General features: G+C 45.0%; 17 protein-coding genes and 1 CRISPR repeat array. Of the genes, 6 read left to right on the plus strand and 11 right to left on the minus strand.

From position 1 onward, the window contains the following. Window positions 1-4: 4 nt before the first annotated feature. The 11 genes from H0Z19_RS02390 to H0Z19_RS02440 all read right to left on the minus strand — a co-directional run bounded on the left by H0Z19_RS02390 (window position 5) and on the right by H0Z19_RS02440 (window position 10,853). Complete coding sequence (locus tag H0Z19_RS02390) at window positions 5-157, minus strand: hypothetical protein (protein ID WP_290723452.1); 153 nt, start codon at window positions 155-157, stop codon at window positions 5-7. A gap of 8 nt (window positions 158-165) precedes the next feature. Beyond that, complete coding sequence (locus tag H0Z19_RS02395) at window positions 166-345, minus strand: hypothetical protein (RefSeq protein WP_290723454.1); 180 nt, start codon at window positions 343-345, stop codon at window positions 166-168. A gap of 41 nt (window positions 346-386) precedes the next feature. Then, window positions 387-587 carry a nucleotidyltransferase domain-containing protein gene (locus H0Z19_RS02400; RefSeq protein ID WP_290723456.1) on the minus strand — a complete coding sequence of 67 codons (201 nt, stop codon included), beginning with the start codon at window positions 585-587 and terminating at the stop codon, window positions 387-389. Next, entirely contained in the window at window positions 574-780 is a 207-nt protein-coding gene (locus H0Z19_RS02405; RefSeq protein ID WP_290723458.1) for a HepT-like ribonuclease domain-containing protein, read from the minus strand. The genes H0Z19_RS02400 and H0Z19_RS02405 overlap by 14 nt, the downstream gene beginning before the upstream one ends. Window positions 781-782: 2 nt before the next feature. Next, window positions 783-914 carry a hypothetical protein gene (locus H0Z19_RS02410; RefSeq protein ID WP_290723459.1) on the minus strand — a complete coding sequence of 44 codons (132 nt, stop codon included), beginning with the start codon at window positions 912-914 and terminating at the stop codon, window positions 783-785. 87 nt (window positions 915-1,001) lie between these two features. Next, window positions 1,002-1,265, minus strand: a complete 264-nt coding sequence (gene cas2, locus H0Z19_RS02415) for a CRISPR-associated endonuclease Cas2 (RefSeq protein WP_290723461.1) — start codon at window positions 1,263-1,265, stop codon at window positions 1,002-1,004. A 1-nt stretch (window position 1,266) separates the two neighbouring features. Continuing rightward, entirely contained in the window at window positions 1,267-2,235 is a 969-nt protein-coding gene (gene cas1b / locus H0Z19_RS02420) for a type I-B CRISPR-associated endonuclease Cas1b (protein ID WP_290723463.1), read from the minus strand. A gap of 4 nt (window positions 2,236-2,239) precedes the next feature. Further along, complete coding sequence (cas4, locus tag H0Z19_RS02425) at window positions 2,240-2,743, minus strand: CRISPR-associated protein Cas4 (protein ID WP_290723465.1); 504 nt, start codon at window positions 2,741-2,743, stop codon at window positions 2,240-2,242. A gap of 391 nt (window positions 2,744-3,134) precedes the next feature. After that, window positions 3,135-8,697: a CRISPR direct-repeat array (repeat unit 30 nt; unit sequence GTTGAAATCAGACCAAGATGGGATTGAAAG). Window positions 8,698-8,735: 38 nt separating this feature from the next. Continuing rightward, window positions 8,736-9,389 carry a 2,5-diamino-6-(ribosylamino)-4(3H)-pyrimidinone 5'-phosphate reductase gene (locus H0Z19_RS02430; protein WP_290723467.1) on the minus strand — a complete coding sequence of 218 codons (654 nt, stop codon included), beginning with the start codon at window positions 9,387-9,389 and terminating at the stop codon, window positions 8,736-8,738. Window position 9,390: 1 nt separating this feature from the next. Further along, window positions 9,391-10,281: a GTP 3',8-cyclase MoaA gene (moaA, locus tag H0Z19_RS02435; RefSeq protein WP_290723469.1), complete on the minus strand. Its 891-nt coding sequence runs from the start codon at window positions 10,279-10,281 to the stop codon at window positions 9,391-9,393. Then, window positions 10,251-10,853 carry a molybdenum cofactor guanylyltransferase gene (locus H0Z19_RS02440; protein ID WP_290723471.1) on the minus strand — a complete coding sequence of 201 codons (603 nt, stop codon included), beginning with the start codon at window positions 10,851-10,853 and terminating at the stop codon, window positions 10,251-10,253. Before H0Z19_RS02440 ends, moaA begins: the two co-directional genes overlap by 31 nt. Before the next feature lie 47 nt (window positions 10,854-10,900). On the opposite strand from H0Z19_RS02440, the gene mfnA reads away from it, so the two are divergent. From mfnA to H0Z19_RS02470, 6 genes are read left to right on the plus strand one after another with little or no spacing between them, the layout of a single operon-like run. Next, window positions 10,901-12,004 (plus strand): tyrosine decarboxylase MfnA, encoded by a 1,104-nt coding sequence (mfnA, locus tag H0Z19_RS02445; RefSeq protein ID WP_290723474.1) that lies wholly within the window; start codon window positions 10,901-10,903, stop codon window positions 12,002-12,004. Window positions 12,005-12,008: 4 nt separating this feature from the next. Further along, window positions 12,009-12,158, plus strand: coding sequence for a hypothetical protein (locus tag H0Z19_RS02450; protein ID WP_010879495.1), 150 nt, complete (start codon window positions 12,009-12,011; stop codon window positions 12,156-12,158). After that, window positions 12,155-13,207, plus strand: a complete 1,053-nt coding sequence (gene hisC / locus H0Z19_RS02455) for a histidinol-phosphate transaminase (RefSeq protein ID WP_290723488.1) — start codon at window positions 12,155-12,157, stop codon at window positions 13,205-13,207. Before H0Z19_RS02450 ends, hisC begins: the two co-directional genes overlap by 4 nt. Then, window positions 13,201-13,737: an adenylate kinase family protein gene (locus H0Z19_RS02460; RefSeq protein ID WP_290723490.1), complete on the plus strand. Its 537-nt coding sequence runs from the start codon at window positions 13,201-13,203 to the stop codon at window positions 13,735-13,737. Before hisC ends, H0Z19_RS02460 begins: the two co-directional genes overlap by 7 nt. 3 nt (window positions 13,738-13,740) lie before the next feature. Further along, window positions 13,741-14,958 (plus strand): adenosylhomocysteinase, encoded by a 1,218-nt coding sequence (ahcY, locus tag H0Z19_RS02465; protein WP_290723492.1) that lies wholly within the window; start codon window positions 13,741-13,743, stop codon window positions 14,956-14,958. Continuing rightward, window positions 14,955-15,362 carry a hypothetical protein gene (locus tag H0Z19_RS02470; RefSeq protein ID WP_290723493.1) on the plus strand — a complete coding sequence of 136 codons (408 nt, stop codon included), beginning with the start codon at window positions 14,955-14,957 and terminating at the stop codon, window positions 15,360-15,362. Before ahcY ends, H0Z19_RS02470 begins: the two co-directional genes overlap by 4 nt. The last annotated feature ends 2 nt before the right edge of the window (window positions 15,363-15,364 follow it).

Below are 15,364 nucleotides of genomic sequence, written 5' to 3' on the forward strand. Positions count from 1 at the left end.
GGCATCAACCACGATCTTTTCCATATCTACCCTCTCTAAACTCTCTTACTATCTCCTCAGCTTTAACCTCACCTCTACTCTTCTTTCTCACTATCTCTCTTTTATGAGTGTCGCTTTCGCTCTTAAAGCTTGAAATCTCATCGCTCTCGGACATCATTTGCCCCCTCACCTCTTTGGCCTCATTATCTTCTCCAGCTTTTTACACCTCTCAATCGCTCTAATCTTTTCTTCAAGGGTTTCGTGATAGCTGATCCTGTGTTTCACGTTATCCCAAATCTTTCTCCAGTAGTAGAAGTATTCGGAAATCTCAAGCTCATCTCCAAACAGAACAATATAGTCATCCATAACCGAGGCCTTTACCTTGATGGGCAGCAGCTCAAATACTCTCAGATCATATGGGGTCTGGTAAGAACGAACAGTTTCTTCTGAATTTCCACATTTTTCTTCCTATCTCTGATCCTCGTAATCACTGCAACATCAATATCTGATCCCTCTCTGAACTCTCCGGTAACGTACGAGCCGAAAATAACAGCTTCAAAATCTGAAATTGCTCTGAGATCCTCTCTTACCTTCTCAAGGCAGGACATTCTCCACCCTCTTTACGAATTCTACCAGAATTTCTTTCACCTCTTCTACTGAACTTAGAACGAGCTGTTTGTCCACTTTGTTGTATCTGTGAACCAGCCAGTTTCTCAGCCCGTTGCACATTTTGAGCTTCTCGGTCAGTCTCTTATCAATCACTCCAATCTCGTGCAGTATCTCTATATTTTGTGTAGTCATCCTCAACCCCTTTTTCCAAGATCTTTAACAAGCATTGCGGAAATATCCATGGCTGATTCTATTGCCGTTAGGAGGTTGTAGAAGGTTCCGCTGATCTCTATTGGTTTTTCAGGGTTTTGTGGAATCTCATTCAAAGCTTCGATGATGTACCCGATTTTTTCTTGTACTGTTCTTTGTTTTGTTTGTTTTATATTTTACTGTATTTGAAGTTTGGGCATTGCTCAGATTATTTCATCCATGCTGCTCTTCTCCATCCCCAAAACTTCTCTCTTCATCGCGTCAGCACTCCTAAGCCTGTAAATAACAACCATGTCCTCCTCCTCGTTTATAATCTCCCTCAGCCCCATCTTGACTTCCTCAAGGTCGGCCTGCGTGAGCTCGCCCTCAAACAACGAATTCTGAATCCAGTTCAGGTGCTTCCTGAGAAACTTCTTTACCTTATTCACTCTATCAACATTGACATCGTAGGCGATTATCACATACATACTACCACCACATCACGAAAGGTTTGTATTTCTCGGCATTCAAGATGTGCTTAACGAGCTTGTAGCACTCCAGCCTTATCAACCGCTGATAGGAGACTTTTCTGCCAAGCGTTCTGTGCTTTATGGTCCTCTCAAGCCTATCGTTGAAAGCCTTTAGAAATTTCTTTTTTCCGCTCTCACTCAGAAGAACGCCCCTGAACTCTTCATCAAAATCCCCTTCACCGACCATTTTCTTGTTGACGAGAGAGATGACAAGTCTGTCCACGAGTAGAGGCTTAAAAATCTCCGCAATGTCAAGCGAGAGGCTGAACCTCCTCTCAGAAGGTTCGTGAAGATAGCTAATTGCCGGATGGAGCTGGGTGTGGTAGATTTCTGTCAGGACTGCAGAGTACAGAAGAGAATTTCCGAAGCTGATCATGGCGTTAACCTCGTTCTCCGGCGGCTGCCTGCTCCTCCTCTCGAACTTCATTCCGGTCAGAATGTTATCGAACTTTGAGTAGTATTCCGTCCTTGCTGCAGCCTCAATTCCCATCACCTCCTCTACGCTCTCTGCCTCTCCAAGTCCTTGAAGAGCTGAAATCACTCCTGCATCATCCTCCCCACTCCTCCTCAGCACACGTGCCATGTTCATTATACTGCCCTCAACGAACGCCTTTGCCAAATATAGCCTCTTCTCCCTGTCAAGGTAGTGCTCCGCCTGCCTCACCACCACTTCACCCGAAATTAGACTCTCTCTGGGGTAAAACGAGCCGGTATAGTAGCCGTGTCTGTTGAAGAAGTGCACGCATACACCCTCCTTAGCCAGATAGTTTAAAGCTTGAGAGGTTACGGTAAGCGAGCCGAGAGCGTATATGGCGTATATTGAGCTTATCGGAATCGGTCTCCTCTCTTCAGTACTCTCAAAGTATATCGTGTTCTCCTTTCTTCTTAGTTTTCCGTCAGAAACTATATAGAAGTTCTTCTTCCTCATTCTATCACCCTACAAAGCAGAATTCAAAATAGGCGCACTTCCTGCAGTGCTTTTTCCTTACAGGCTTAGGCATCTCCTTGTTTTTCTTCAACTCATCGATTTCTTCCAGAATTTTCTCCAAATCTCTTAGCTTCTCCTCGTCCAGCTCGACGTTCAAGACTTCCTTACTCTTTGGATACGTAATTCTCCCCTTAGCAGATATCCCGAGATTTGAAAGGTAAAAGAGGTAGTAGAGCATCTGAAAAACATCTGCCTTCTCCATTGATTTTGCCTTCTTCACTTCCTGAATCTCAAGCTCATTTCCCTTCCTAACAACATCTATTGCTATTGGCCCAATCCGGACATCCTTTCTGTCCCTCTGGTAAAATTCCTTATGGACGAGCTTTCCAAGCTTTACTAGATCGCTTTCCCTCTCCAAATTCACGTTGTGGCTGAAAAGCCACAGTTTGGTTTTGCACACGAAATAGTAGTTAACCTCCACTCCTCTGATATACATTTCATCAATCATCACAAAATTAATCTGTGCTGTACAATAAATAGCTTACCACTAATACTTTTGGCTGTTAAAGGGTGCTTAGAAAAGGTTTAATTCTAGAAAACAAGTGTCTGAGCCGGTCGCAAAATGATTTATTTCTGAATTTTATTGTATACATTTTTAGTTTTTATTTCCTTTGCTTTGAAAATGAGGTGGTCTGAGTTTTATTGTTATGCTTACCCATGCTGATTTAACTCTAATTTCGCTAAAGAGTGGTTTGGTCATCCCAAATTGAAATAGGTCTTCAGAATAAAAATCGCACATCATTATAAACAACCTGCAACTTTAAAGATACGCGATTGTATATAAACTAAAGGAGGAACAAGAAACCTTTAAATTAGAAATGGAGAAAATATTACTGATTGTTGAAATCAGACCAAGATGGGATTGAAAGCGGTTGATACAGCATACTCGGCGGATGATAGAGCACCAGTTGAAATCAGACCAAGATGGGATTGAAAGCTTTATAACGAAGAAAATACAACAGAAGCACAAGCTTGTTGAAATCAGACCAAGATGGGATTGAAAGTCATCTCTCCTAAGGAAATCAAGTCTTATCTCAATGACGTTGAAATCAGACCAAGATGGGATTGAAAGTTGATCAGGTCTGTCGTCGAAGGCACTGACACTACAGTGTTGAAATCAGACCAAGATGGGATTGAAAGTTGACAAAAGAGCAAAAGATGGTGGCAAAGGCTATAGTTGAAATCAGACCAAGATGGGATTGAAAGTTCTTTGCATCACTATGAATCCCTAAATACGAAGCTACTATATGTTGAAATCAGACCAAGATGGGATTGAAAGTTTATCCACGTAGCACTGTTTATTGTCCCGTTGTTCCCGTATCCAGTTGAAATCAGACCAAGATGGGATTGAAAGTAGGTCTTATAGCCCTCACCCTCCAAAGCCCGGTATGATTTCCGCTACACTACGTTGAAATCAGACCAAGATGGGATTGAAAGTTCCAAGCACCATTCGATGCAAACGTGTCTCCGACGGTTGAAATCAGACCAAGATGGGATTGAAAGATTAACGGTCTAAAAGTATCTAACAAACTACGCAATACGTTGAAATCAGACCAAGATGGGATTGAAAGGAGTCTAATTCTATTTTTTAGAGGTGTGAGGGATGGGTTGAAATCAGACCAAGATGGGATTGAAAGTTGCGGGGCTGATTGTGCCACTCTCACCTTCAAGGTTGAGTTGAAATCAGACCAAGATGGGATTGAAAGTAATTCAAAGTCATCTGTCATTTAAGCCCCTCCTTTGTTGAAATCAGACCAAGATGGGATTGAAAGGACGACGTTTACGGACATGGCACAGAGTGCACGTCAGTTGAAATCAGACCAAGATGGGATTGAAAGGAGCGTCAGATTGGCATCATCGGCTAAAGGTGGAGTGTTGAAATCAGACCAAGATGGGATTGAAAGTCGCCTGAATCTCCTCAAGAGTTACGTACATTTCCAAGTTGAAATCAGACCAAGATGGGATTGAAAGTACCCTCTCGCTGATCTGTTCGGACTCGAGCTCGGGTTGAAATCAGACCAAGATGGGATTGAAAGGATACTCGCAAAAATCGCATTCCTCTGAGCCGCAGGTTGAAATCAGACCAAGATGGGATTGAAAGGACAATCAGGCTATCTCATGGGGAGACCCACTTTGGTTGAAATCAGACCAAGATGGGATTGAAAGGTCTAAAGTTAGAGTTATTTCTCTATCATCACTCAAAACAGTTGAAATCAGACCAAGATGGGATTGAAAGAAGCTCCTCCCGTATCGGTAAGGAGCAGGGCAACGTGTTGAAATCAGACCAAGATGGGATTGAAAGAGTGCCTGCAAAGCTACAAGTAGTGGTGCAATAAAGTTGAAATCAGACCAAGATGGGATTGAAAGAGCTTTTGAAGAGGTCGTAAATCTCACCCATAGAGCGTTGAAATCAGACCAAGATGGGATTGAAAGCAGAAACTGGTTCTAGCTCAGGTGCAAGAGGTGAACATGTTGAAATCAGACCAAGATGGGATTGAAAGGAGTTTTAAGCCACTCGTTTAAGCTCATTACGGTGTTGCATGTTGAAATCAGACCAAGATGGGATTGAAAGAGTTTACGGCATGATGGACATTGTATACCCGTTAATTGTTGAAATCAGACCAAGATGGGATTGAAAGAGAAGATAGTGTACGTGGTGTATGGGTCGAAAAACGGTTGAAATCAGACCAAGATGGGATTGAAAGAAAGAAACTTCTCGACCATTAGTGTTTTCCTAACTTCGTTGAAATCAGACCAAGATGGGATTGAAAGCAAGGATGAACGCAATTTCATGCTCGGCAGGCCAAGCGGTTGAAATCAGACCAAGATGGGATTGAAAGCCTTGATCAAGTGGATGAAGTCTTTGGGTTGATCATAGGTTGAAATCAGACCAAGATGGGATTGAAAGGTGATTCTGATACTCATCGTTGTAGGGTTCGTCACGGGACTCTTTGGTTGAAATCAGACCAAGATGGGATTGAAAGGTTGTAGAGAAGTATAACATCCAAGAGCCGATCTTTGCAACCAAGTTGAAATCAGACCAAGATGGGATTGAAAGCCAAATACAAGAAAATCGCTCTTGCCGCCCTTCTCATCGTTGAAATCAGACCAAGATGGGATTGAAAGGTTGTAGAGAAGTATAACATCCAAGAGCCGATCTTTGCAACCAAGTTGAAATCAGACCAAGATGGGATTGAAAGCCAAATACAAGAAAATCGCTCTTGCCGCCCTTCTCATCGTTGAAATCAGACCAAGATGGGATTGAAAGAGTTAACTTTATCTGGCTTCATATCTCCGCTTATTTGCGTTGAAATCAGACCAAGATGGGATTGAAAGACAAACTTGATTCCATATTTTTGCGCATAGTATTCACGTCTATGTTGAAATCAGACCAAGATGGGATTGAAAGGCTCTTCTCTGTTCACATCTGGTTGCGGAGCTAACCGTTGAAATCAGACCAAGATGGGATTGAAAGGACGTGCTTGTTGAACCAGTCGTATTCAGAGGCTCCGAGTTGAAATCAGACCAAGATGGGATTGAAAGCGAGCCGAGGCTCCAGAACTCCTCGCTGATATCTTCGTTGAAATCAGACCAAGATGGGATTGAAAGTCCGTCCGCGTCGACTTCATCCTCTTCGGCTTCCTGCTGTTGAAATCAGACCAAGATGGGATTGAAAGTTTTTATCAACTAGAGCTAATATCCTTACTTACAGCTATAGCTAGTTGAAATCAGACCAAGATGGGATTGAAAGACTTCAAGGAGCTTCAACTGGATGTTGTCCCATATCTCGTCAAGGGTTGAAATCAGACCAAGATGGGATTGAAAGGCCGTCTCGCCGATTTTATTGCTTTGTATTTCTTTCCGTTGAAATCAGACCAAGATGGGATTGAAAGGATTAGAGACATTGACAAGGGAGAGGGGCTTTACGCAGTTGAAATCAGACCAAGATGGGATTGAAAGAGGTTATCAAGGTGCTTCTCAATGCGTGGAGCTTTAGTTGAAATCAGACCAAGATGGGATTGAAAGGGAGAAAATGGCCACTACCGTTACTCCAAACATTGCAAGCGTTGAAATCAGACCAAGATGGGATTGAAAGCGAGTTGAGGGGGACGTACTTCCTCTTCACCCTGTGTTGAAATCAGACCAAGATGGGATTGAAAGTCAGCACCTCGAGGCGGAGCTCTTCGACCTTGCTGGCGTTGAAATCAGACCAAGATGGGATTGAAAGGGAGGTATCCGGAAATAAAGGAGAGCCCAGTAGTGAGGGTTGAAATCAGACCAAGATGGGATTGAAAGTGGATTCAATCGGCGATAAAGAGGCCAGGAAGAGTCCGGTTGAAATCAGACCAAGATGGGATTGAAAGCGCTCGTTGCACCGTATATTTGCCCGTCGTTGCCGTGTTGAAATCAGACCAAGATGGGATTGAAAGGAGGTTGTAGAGAAAATGATGGCTGAGGATCTTGAAAGTTGAAATCAGACCAAGATGGGATTGAAAGAAAGTAATCCACAGTCATCTGTGCTATTGTGTCCGAGTTGAAATCAGACCAAGATGGGATTGAAAGAGGGTAAATCCCTCCCACCGGTCGTTAAGGTGCTTGAGAGTTGAAATCAGACCAAGATGGGATTGAAAGCTCATCAAGTTCTCTCGGTTCAATTGAATAGATCTTTGTTGAAATCAGACCAAGATGGGATTGAAAGGCATGCATATCCTGTATCTGCATGCGATAGCTGCGTGGTTGAAATCAGACCAAGATGGGATTGAAAGGAGTATTCCTGACAGGCACTTTTCTGCTTCTGGCGATTGTTGAAATCAGACCAAGATGGGATTGAAAGGTTGAGATCAAAGCCTGTCAGGAGTGGCACAGGAATGGGTTGAAATCAGACCAAGATGGGATTGAAAGGTGCAAGTCCGGCGGGGAGCAAAAGCGAAAGTTAGGAGTTGAAATCAGACCAAGATGGGATTGAAAGTACCGATACGGGAGGAGCTTCGGAAATCAAAAACTGTTGAAATCAGACCAAGATGGGATTGAAAGGAGAGTACGAAAAAGTAAGCAGGGAGTACAAAGTAAAAGTTGAAATCAGACCAAGATGGGATTGAAAGGAAGAGCTCCTTTCCATTTTCGAGGAGGAGTGAGAGGGTTGAAATCAGACCAAGATGGGATTGAAAGATGTCTGTGTTTCTCTACATACTTGTCCGCTACAACGTTGAAATCAGACCAAGATGGGATTGAAAGCTCGACGCTGCCTCGCAACCTGTCAATTTCTGCCGTTATCTTGTTGAAATCAGACCAAGATGGGATTGAAAGATGCTTCACGTTCTTCAGTATCGTCTTCCTAAGGATCACCGTTGAAATCAGACCAAGATGGGATTGAAAGGGGTCAGCATACTTCATACTCTGGATCAACACCGGTTGAAATCAGACCAAGATGGGATTGAAAGCAACTTCTTTGCGGTCCTCCTCGTCCAAAACATAAGAGTTGAAATCAGACCAAGATGGGATTGAAAGACAACCCCTCCACCAACACCCAAGGAATTGTTGCAGGGTTTGTTGAAATCAGACCAAGATGGGATTGAAAGAGTAGTGTTTGGAGCAAAGTAAAAGGATACTTCTTCTACCTTGACAGTTGAAATCAGACCAAGATGGGATTGAAAGAAAGAATGTGTGGTCAGCCCGTAAGGGCTGATGCTGTGTGTTGAAATCAGACCAAGATGGGATTGAAAGGAAAGAACTCGACAGAGCAATAGTCCGCCTCAAGCAGGTTGAAATCAGACCAAGATGGGATTGAAAGGTTTGTTCATTATCTCGTAAAATCTATCATAAGACATGTTGAAATCAGACCAAGATGGGATTGAAAGATTTTATTAAGTATGCCCTCCCAGAGCTGCCCATCAAGTTGAAATCAGACCAAGATGGGATTGAAAGCCGGCTTACCGTCAATGTGCCCGTCAACGAGCCCGTTACGTTGAAATCAGACCAAGATGGGATTGAAAGTCAAATCTCCAAACTGGCTTATGAAGTCAACCGGGCTGTTGAAATCAGACCAAGATGGGATTGAAAGAAATAACGCACTATCCTTAATTTTCCGATCCCCTCTGCAGTTGAAATCAGACCAAGATGGGATTGAAAGCGAGGTAGGCGCAGCGCTGGCAGTTTTGCGGGTCTCTAGTTGAAATCAGACCAAGATGGGATTGAAAGGGAATACAGCTATCTATGCAGTTATTGGCTCATGATAGTTGAAATCAGACCAAGATGGGATTGAAAGGACCTCTCTTATAATCCCAATCTTGTGCCATTCGAGATCGTTGAAATCAGACCAAGATGGGATTGAAAGATTGTCTTTTTGTGTCGTCTGAAGAAATATTTGTTTTTGTTGAAATCAGACCTCTGGCACAAAGAAGTTTACACTTATAACCAGAAATTAACACTACCCAATCTCATCAGAACCTAACCGTTACAGCAAACCCCTCCCCTACTCTTTCAATCTTCTCAATCCTGCACCTTCTAATGAAGGAGTTGCCATCGCAGATTGTCGGAGAATTTTTACCTCCGATGAATAAGGGACCATAATATATTCTCATCTTATCAACGAGGTCTTCTGAGATAAGAGAGGAGATGAGTGTTCCTCCTCCCTCAACCATCAGCCTTCTGACACCCTTTTCGTAAAGGTGATCGAGCAGGGCGGAGAGGTCTACTCTATCCTCTCCGAAGACAACAACTTCTGCAAGCTTCTGAACATCCTTTATCCTATCTTCTGGAGCAAGTTTGGAAACTGCAATCAGAGTTCTCGCCTCATCGTTCAGAATTCTGGAGTTGAGCGGCACTCTGCACCTGCTGTCCACAACAACCCTCAGCGGGTTTGGCTCTCTACCTTCCTTAACCCTCTTTTCCCTCAGTATCGCACTCTTCACCGTAAGTCTCGGGTCGTCAGCAATAACCGTGCCTATCCCGACCATAATGGCATCACTCTCGGCTCTTAACCTGTCCACGACTTCTAAGTCTTCCTCACACGAGATCTTCAGCTGCCTCCTGTTCTCATCACTTATTTTGCCGTCAAGGCTGGCTGCAACGTTCACAAAAACATGAGGCCGCATTTTATCCCTTGAAATAAGGCTCTCTTTTTCTTACAGTCTCTATTATCGCCTTTTTCAACTCTTCTCCGTGCTTTCCGTCGATCGTTACTGCGTAATCCCTCAGGAGACAGGGCTTGAGCTTACCGTCAGAAGTGACCCTCATTCTGTTGCAGTGCATGCAGAAGGCTGTGTTGTCCATGGGCTTCACAAACTCAATAACACCTTTGGGGGTGAAGTACTGAATTCTGCGGTGCATCGCCCTGATTCTCCTTTGTGTGGAGATTTTTGCATACTCCTCTTCAATTGCCGAAATGTCAAAGAAGTACTTCTCGAATCCGGGAAAGGGGACGAGTTCAATTACCTGAAGGATTGCCCTTATGTGGTTGTCATTAAAGGAATTCGTGAAGCTAAGAAGCTCTTCCACCTCGTTCTCATTAACTCCCTTCATAACGAGCATGTTCACTTTTACCGGAGTTAGCCCAACCTCACACGATTTCTCGATTCCTCTTATTACCTTCTCCACATCCCCAACCTTCGTTATCCACCTGTACTTCTCCGCGTTGAGTGTGTCAAGGCTGACGTTTACCCTGCTAAGCCCACACTCCTTCAGCTCATCCGCATACTTTTCGAGGAGAATTCCGTTGGTTGTCATGGAAATTTCCTCGAAGTCGGGAAGATTCTGGATTATGTCAAGAATGTCCTTTCTAAGCAGTGGCTCTCCACCTGTAATCTTGAGCTTTCTCACTCCAAGCTCGCGGAATGCTCTGGCAATCTCAATTATCCTGTCCGCACTGATTTCCTCCCCGGGATTTTTTTCCCCCTCTTTATGACAGTAGAAACACTGGAGGTTGCATCTGTTCGTTACAGCAATCCTAAGGTTCGTTACAACTCTCCCGTACTCATCTTTGAGCATAGCTCCTCAGCCCTCTTTAAATCCTCAGGAGTGTTAATGTTGAAAAATGAAATCAGTTCCTTATCAAACTTTCTCAGGTTTTCCACCGGATAATAAACGACGTTCAACCTCTCTAATGGAATGAGTATTTTCTTATCTCCTCTAAGAATTGCCTTCTCAACCTCATCAACGGCTCTTTCCGAGTAATAGGCGAGTAGGGGTTCCGGATATTCGTGCTTTGGGAGGAGAGCATCACAGCCTAGCCTTTTGCCTTCATTGTAGAGATGCTCAACAACCGCGGGTTTGACGAAAGGCATGTCTATTGCGGTGACAACGCAGCTTCCTAAGTGTTTTAGGGCAGCATGAATTCCGGCAATTGAGCCAACGTTTTTATAGATATCCCATATAAACTCCGCATCGTACCTTGAGGAGAGCTTTTTTGCCTGCTTCTCATCTCGGCAAACGAACACGGTTTGATAGGGTGAATACTTTTCCAGAGCCCACTCAATGAGCTTCTTACTGCACAGCGTGATTTCAGTCTTTTCCTTGCCTATTCTCCTTCCCACTCCTCCAACGAGAACCGCAACCTTCACCGAGCTTACATTAGTTAGGTATTTATTACACTTTTCCGAGGTTTGGCATGGACGTCATCGATGAGCTGAGGACTTACAGGGAAAAGGACATTCCCTACTCAAGAGTTCTTAGCTCCATGTGCACTATACCTCATCCAGTTGCGGTTGAGGCTCACAGGATGTTCATAGAAACCAATCTCGGAGATCCGGGTATTTTCAGGGGGACAGTTGAGCTTGAGGCCAAGCTGATGAAGCTGATTGGCGAAATCCTCCACTGCAAAACTCCTGCAGGTTACATCTGCTCTGGAGGGACGGAGGCGAACATTCAGGGGATAAGGGCTGCAAGGAACGTTCAAAGAAAGGATAACCCCAACATAGTAATTCCAAAGACCGCACACTTCTCGTTTGAGAAAATCGGAGACATTCTGAGGGTAGAAATCAGGAGAGCAGGAGTTGATGAGGAGTACAAGGTTGACGTCGGGCAGGTTGAGGACTTGATGGATGAAAACACGGTTGCAATTGTTGGTATAGCGGGAACAACCGAGCTTGGGCAGATCGACCCCATAGTGGAGCTCTCAAAGCTTGCGGAGGAGAGGCAGGTGGAGCTTCATGTTGATGCGGCCTTCGGAGGGCTTGTAATACCGTTCATGGATGATCCATATCCGTTCGATTTCCAGAATAAGGGCGTATCGTCCGTAACAATCGACCCGCACAAGATGGGGATGGCGACAATTCCTGCTGGAGGGATTATTTTCAAAGATGAGAGCTACTTGAGGGCCTTGGAAGTTGAAACTCCCTATCTGACTTCAAAAACTCAGTGCACACTAACCGGCACGAGGCCTGGCACGGGAGTTGCTTCAGCTTATGCGGTTCTCAAATCCCTCGGCTTTGATGGGATGAGGGAGGTTGTTAAAACATGTCTGAAGAACACGCGCATCCTCGTCGAAGAGATGAGGGCTCTGGGCTTTGAGCCTGTGATTGAACCTGTGATGAATGTTGTGTCATTCAGAACGGATGAAGCGGAGAGATTTAAGGAGGAGCTTTACAGGATGAACTGGGTCATCTCAACCATAAGAGAGCCCAAAGCAATCAGGTTCGTTGTTATGCCCCATGTCACGGAAGAGGTTATTAAGAACTTTATAAGCGATTTAAGGAGAGTTTTAAGGAGGTGATACGATGGAGGTAAGGCTTGTTGTCGATGGGGAAGACATTGAAATGAACGAATTCGTGACCAAGGTTTTCGGCAGAGTTATCGAGGCTTTGGTTTCAACGCTGAAGGGTGTTGACGAGGACTGGGATATAGTTCAGATTGAGGTTGTGCGGTGAGAGGGTTGCTGAGGAAGTGTGTTGAGCTTTCCAAATACATCCCCGGCAAGAGCATTGAGGAGGTTAAGAGGAAATACGGGCTTGAAAAAGTCGTAAAGCTCGCCTCAAACGAGAATCCCTACGGCCCAAGTCCGAAAGCAATTGAGGCTTTCAGGAGCTATTCTGATCTGCACATCTATCCAAATCCCGATTACGGAGAGTTAAGAGAGAAGATTTCTGAATACACCGGATGGGATGTGGAAAGAATAGTGATTGGCGCAGGTATTGATGGGATTCTCGAAACACTCTTCAAAATTCTCATTGACGAGGGTGATGAGGTTGTAATTCCGATTCCGAGCTTCCCCTATTACCACATACTCACCAAGCTAAGCTGTGGAAAGGAAGTTATTGTCAGGAGAGGGAAGAACTACCAGATCGACGAGTCGATTTTCGATGTCATAAATAATAAAACAAAACTCATACTCATCTGTAATCCGAACAACCCTACGGGAAATGCCGAGAAAGCTGAGATTATAGAAGAAATCGTGCAGTTAACTGATGCAATCGTTTTTATTGATGAAGCCTACGTGGAGTTCTCCGACTTCTCAATTGACGTAGATGCAGAAAATGTTGTTATTGCCAGAACGTTCTCCAAAGCTTTCGGACTGGCGAACCTTCGAATAGGGTATGCTCTTCTGCCTGAATGGCTTGTTAGTCCATTTAAGGCTGCTATGACTCCCTTCCCCCTCTCCACTCCTGCCGCAAGGGCGGCAGAAGCAGCCATTGACGATATTGAGTGGATGCGAAAGTGCGTGGAGAAGATTAAGGCGGAGAGGGAGAGGCTGTACAGAGAGCTGAAGAAGTGCGTTGAAGTTACCCCTTCTCAGGCGAATTTCCTCTTTTTCGAAAGTCCTGTTAAGAACTTTGCTGAGGAGCTTCTGAAGAGGGGAGTGATAGTGAGAGATTGCAGTAATTTTGCTGGCTGCAAAAACCACATCCGCGTTACCGTTGGAAAGCCTGATGAGAACGACATGTTCCTACAGGCGTTGAAAGAGGTGCTTGAATGCTGATTGCTTTAACCGGCACACCCGGAACGGGAAAGAGCAGTGTTGCAGAGCTGTTAAGGAGGAGAGGGTATGGAGTTGCGAGCGTTGTTGAGCTGGCAAAAAAGTACGACTGCGTAGTTGATGAAGTGGAAGGGGAGCTTGTTATAGATGTTGAGAAGCTTGCCGCCAAGATGGATTTTGATGGGGTTGTTGAAGGACACCTCTCCCACCTTTTAAAGCCGGATTTGGCAATCGTTCTGAGATGTAATCCCGCTGTGCTGAAGGAAAGGTTGAGTGAAAGAAAATGGAGTGAGGAGAAGCTAATGGAGAATGTTGAGGCGGAGTTGCTTGATGCAATCCTCGTAGAGGCACTTGAACATGCTGGAGAGGTTTACGAGATAGACACGACTGAAATGAGCGTTGATGAAGTTGCGGATGCTGTTGATAGCATCATAAGGGGAGATGAGGAGGTAAGGAAAAGGTATAAGCCCGGAAGGATAGACTGGCTCTCCGAGCTTGAAGACAGGCTGGATGAGTTCGTGAGGAAGGTGTGAGAAATGGAGGGATTCAGGAAGATAGAGTGGGCAGAGCGCTACATGAAGGTTCTGGGAAAAATCAGAGACCAGTTCAGGAAGGAGAGACCGTTAGAAGGTTTTAAGGTGGGAATGGCTCTGCATGTGGAGGCAAAGACTGCTGTTCTGGTTAAAACCCTTGTCGATGCAGGAGCGGAGGTTGCGATTACAGGCTGCAATCCGATGAGCACTCAGGATGACGTGGCCGATGCTCTGAGAGAAATCGGGATTGCATGCTTTGCAAAGAGGGGAATGGATGTTGACGAATATTACGAAGCATTGAGAAACGTGATAAGGATAAGGCCAGACATCGTAATTGACGACGGTGCTGACCTCATCTTTCTCCTGCATGGAGAGATGGAGAGCTACGCTGAGAACGTGAAAGGAGCGAGTGAAGAAACAACGACGGGAGTGATAAGGCTCAGGGCTATGGAGAGGGAGGGGGTGCTGAAGTTCCCCGTTATAGCTGTTAACGACGCCTACACGAAGTACCTGTTTGACAACCGCTACGGTACGGGTCAGTCTGCAATTGATGGAGTAATCAGGGCCACAAATCTGCTGATGGCAGGCAAGACTGTGGTTGTTGCAGGCTACGGATGGTGTGGCAGAGGAGTAGCAATGAGGGCAAGAGGAATGGGAGCAAATGTCGTTGTTACTGAGGTTGACGAGATCAGGGCGCTGGAAGCAGTGATGGATGGATTCAGAGTTATGAAAATGGAGGAAGCGGCGAAGATTGGAGACATCTTCATCACGGCTACCGGCAACAGGGACATTATCAGGGAGGAGCACATAAGAAGGATGAAGGATGGAGCGATACTCGCCAACGCAGGACACTTTAATGTGGAGATTGATATTCCGGCACTTGAAAGAATGGCAAAGGCGAAGAGGGAGGCGAGGAAGTACGTTACCGAGTACGATTTGGGAGAGAAGAGGGTTTATTTGCTTGCAGAGGGGAGGCTGGTAAACCTTGTTGCTGCCGATGGTCATCCTGTCGAAGTTATGGACATGAGTTTCGCCAATCAGGCGCTTGCTGCCAAGTACATCGCTGAAAACTGGGAAAAGCTGGAAAGAAGGGTTTACAGACTGCCTGAAGAGCTCGACAGGATGGTTGCGAGAATGAAGCTCGAATCGATGGGAGTGGAGATTGACGAATTGACTGAGGAACAAATCAGGTATTTGAGTGACTGGAGGTGCGGAACTTGATCTGGACTTACCGGGCCCTGAACAACCCCGCAGCAAGGAGAAAATGGTTAATCTTTGTTTTGCTAATAATTGCTGCAGGATTTGGCTTCACAGCCTACAAAATAGCTACTGGGGCAGAACTTGGGAAATCGCTTATAGTTGCAGCATTTTTCGCATTTTTCGTCTCTCTCTATGCCATCATAACCCTTGGAAAGCCGAGGCATTACTACATCGAGGGAGATTACGTTTACTACAAACCCTTCAAGACCAACCTGAAAAAGATCAAGGGATTTGAAGTGGATGAAGAGAAAAAAGTCATAAGGCTGAAGGGAGCGGGGATTTTTTCCGTCAGAACCCTCTACTTTGACAATCATGACGACTTGAGGCAGGCTGTCAGAAGGCTGGAAAGAATAGTGGAAAAGTAACT

This window comes from Archaeoglobus sp. (genome assembly GCF_017656475.1).
Classification (GTDB): Archaea; Halobacteriota; Archaeoglobi; order Archaeoglobales; family Archaeoglobaceae; genus Archaeoglobus.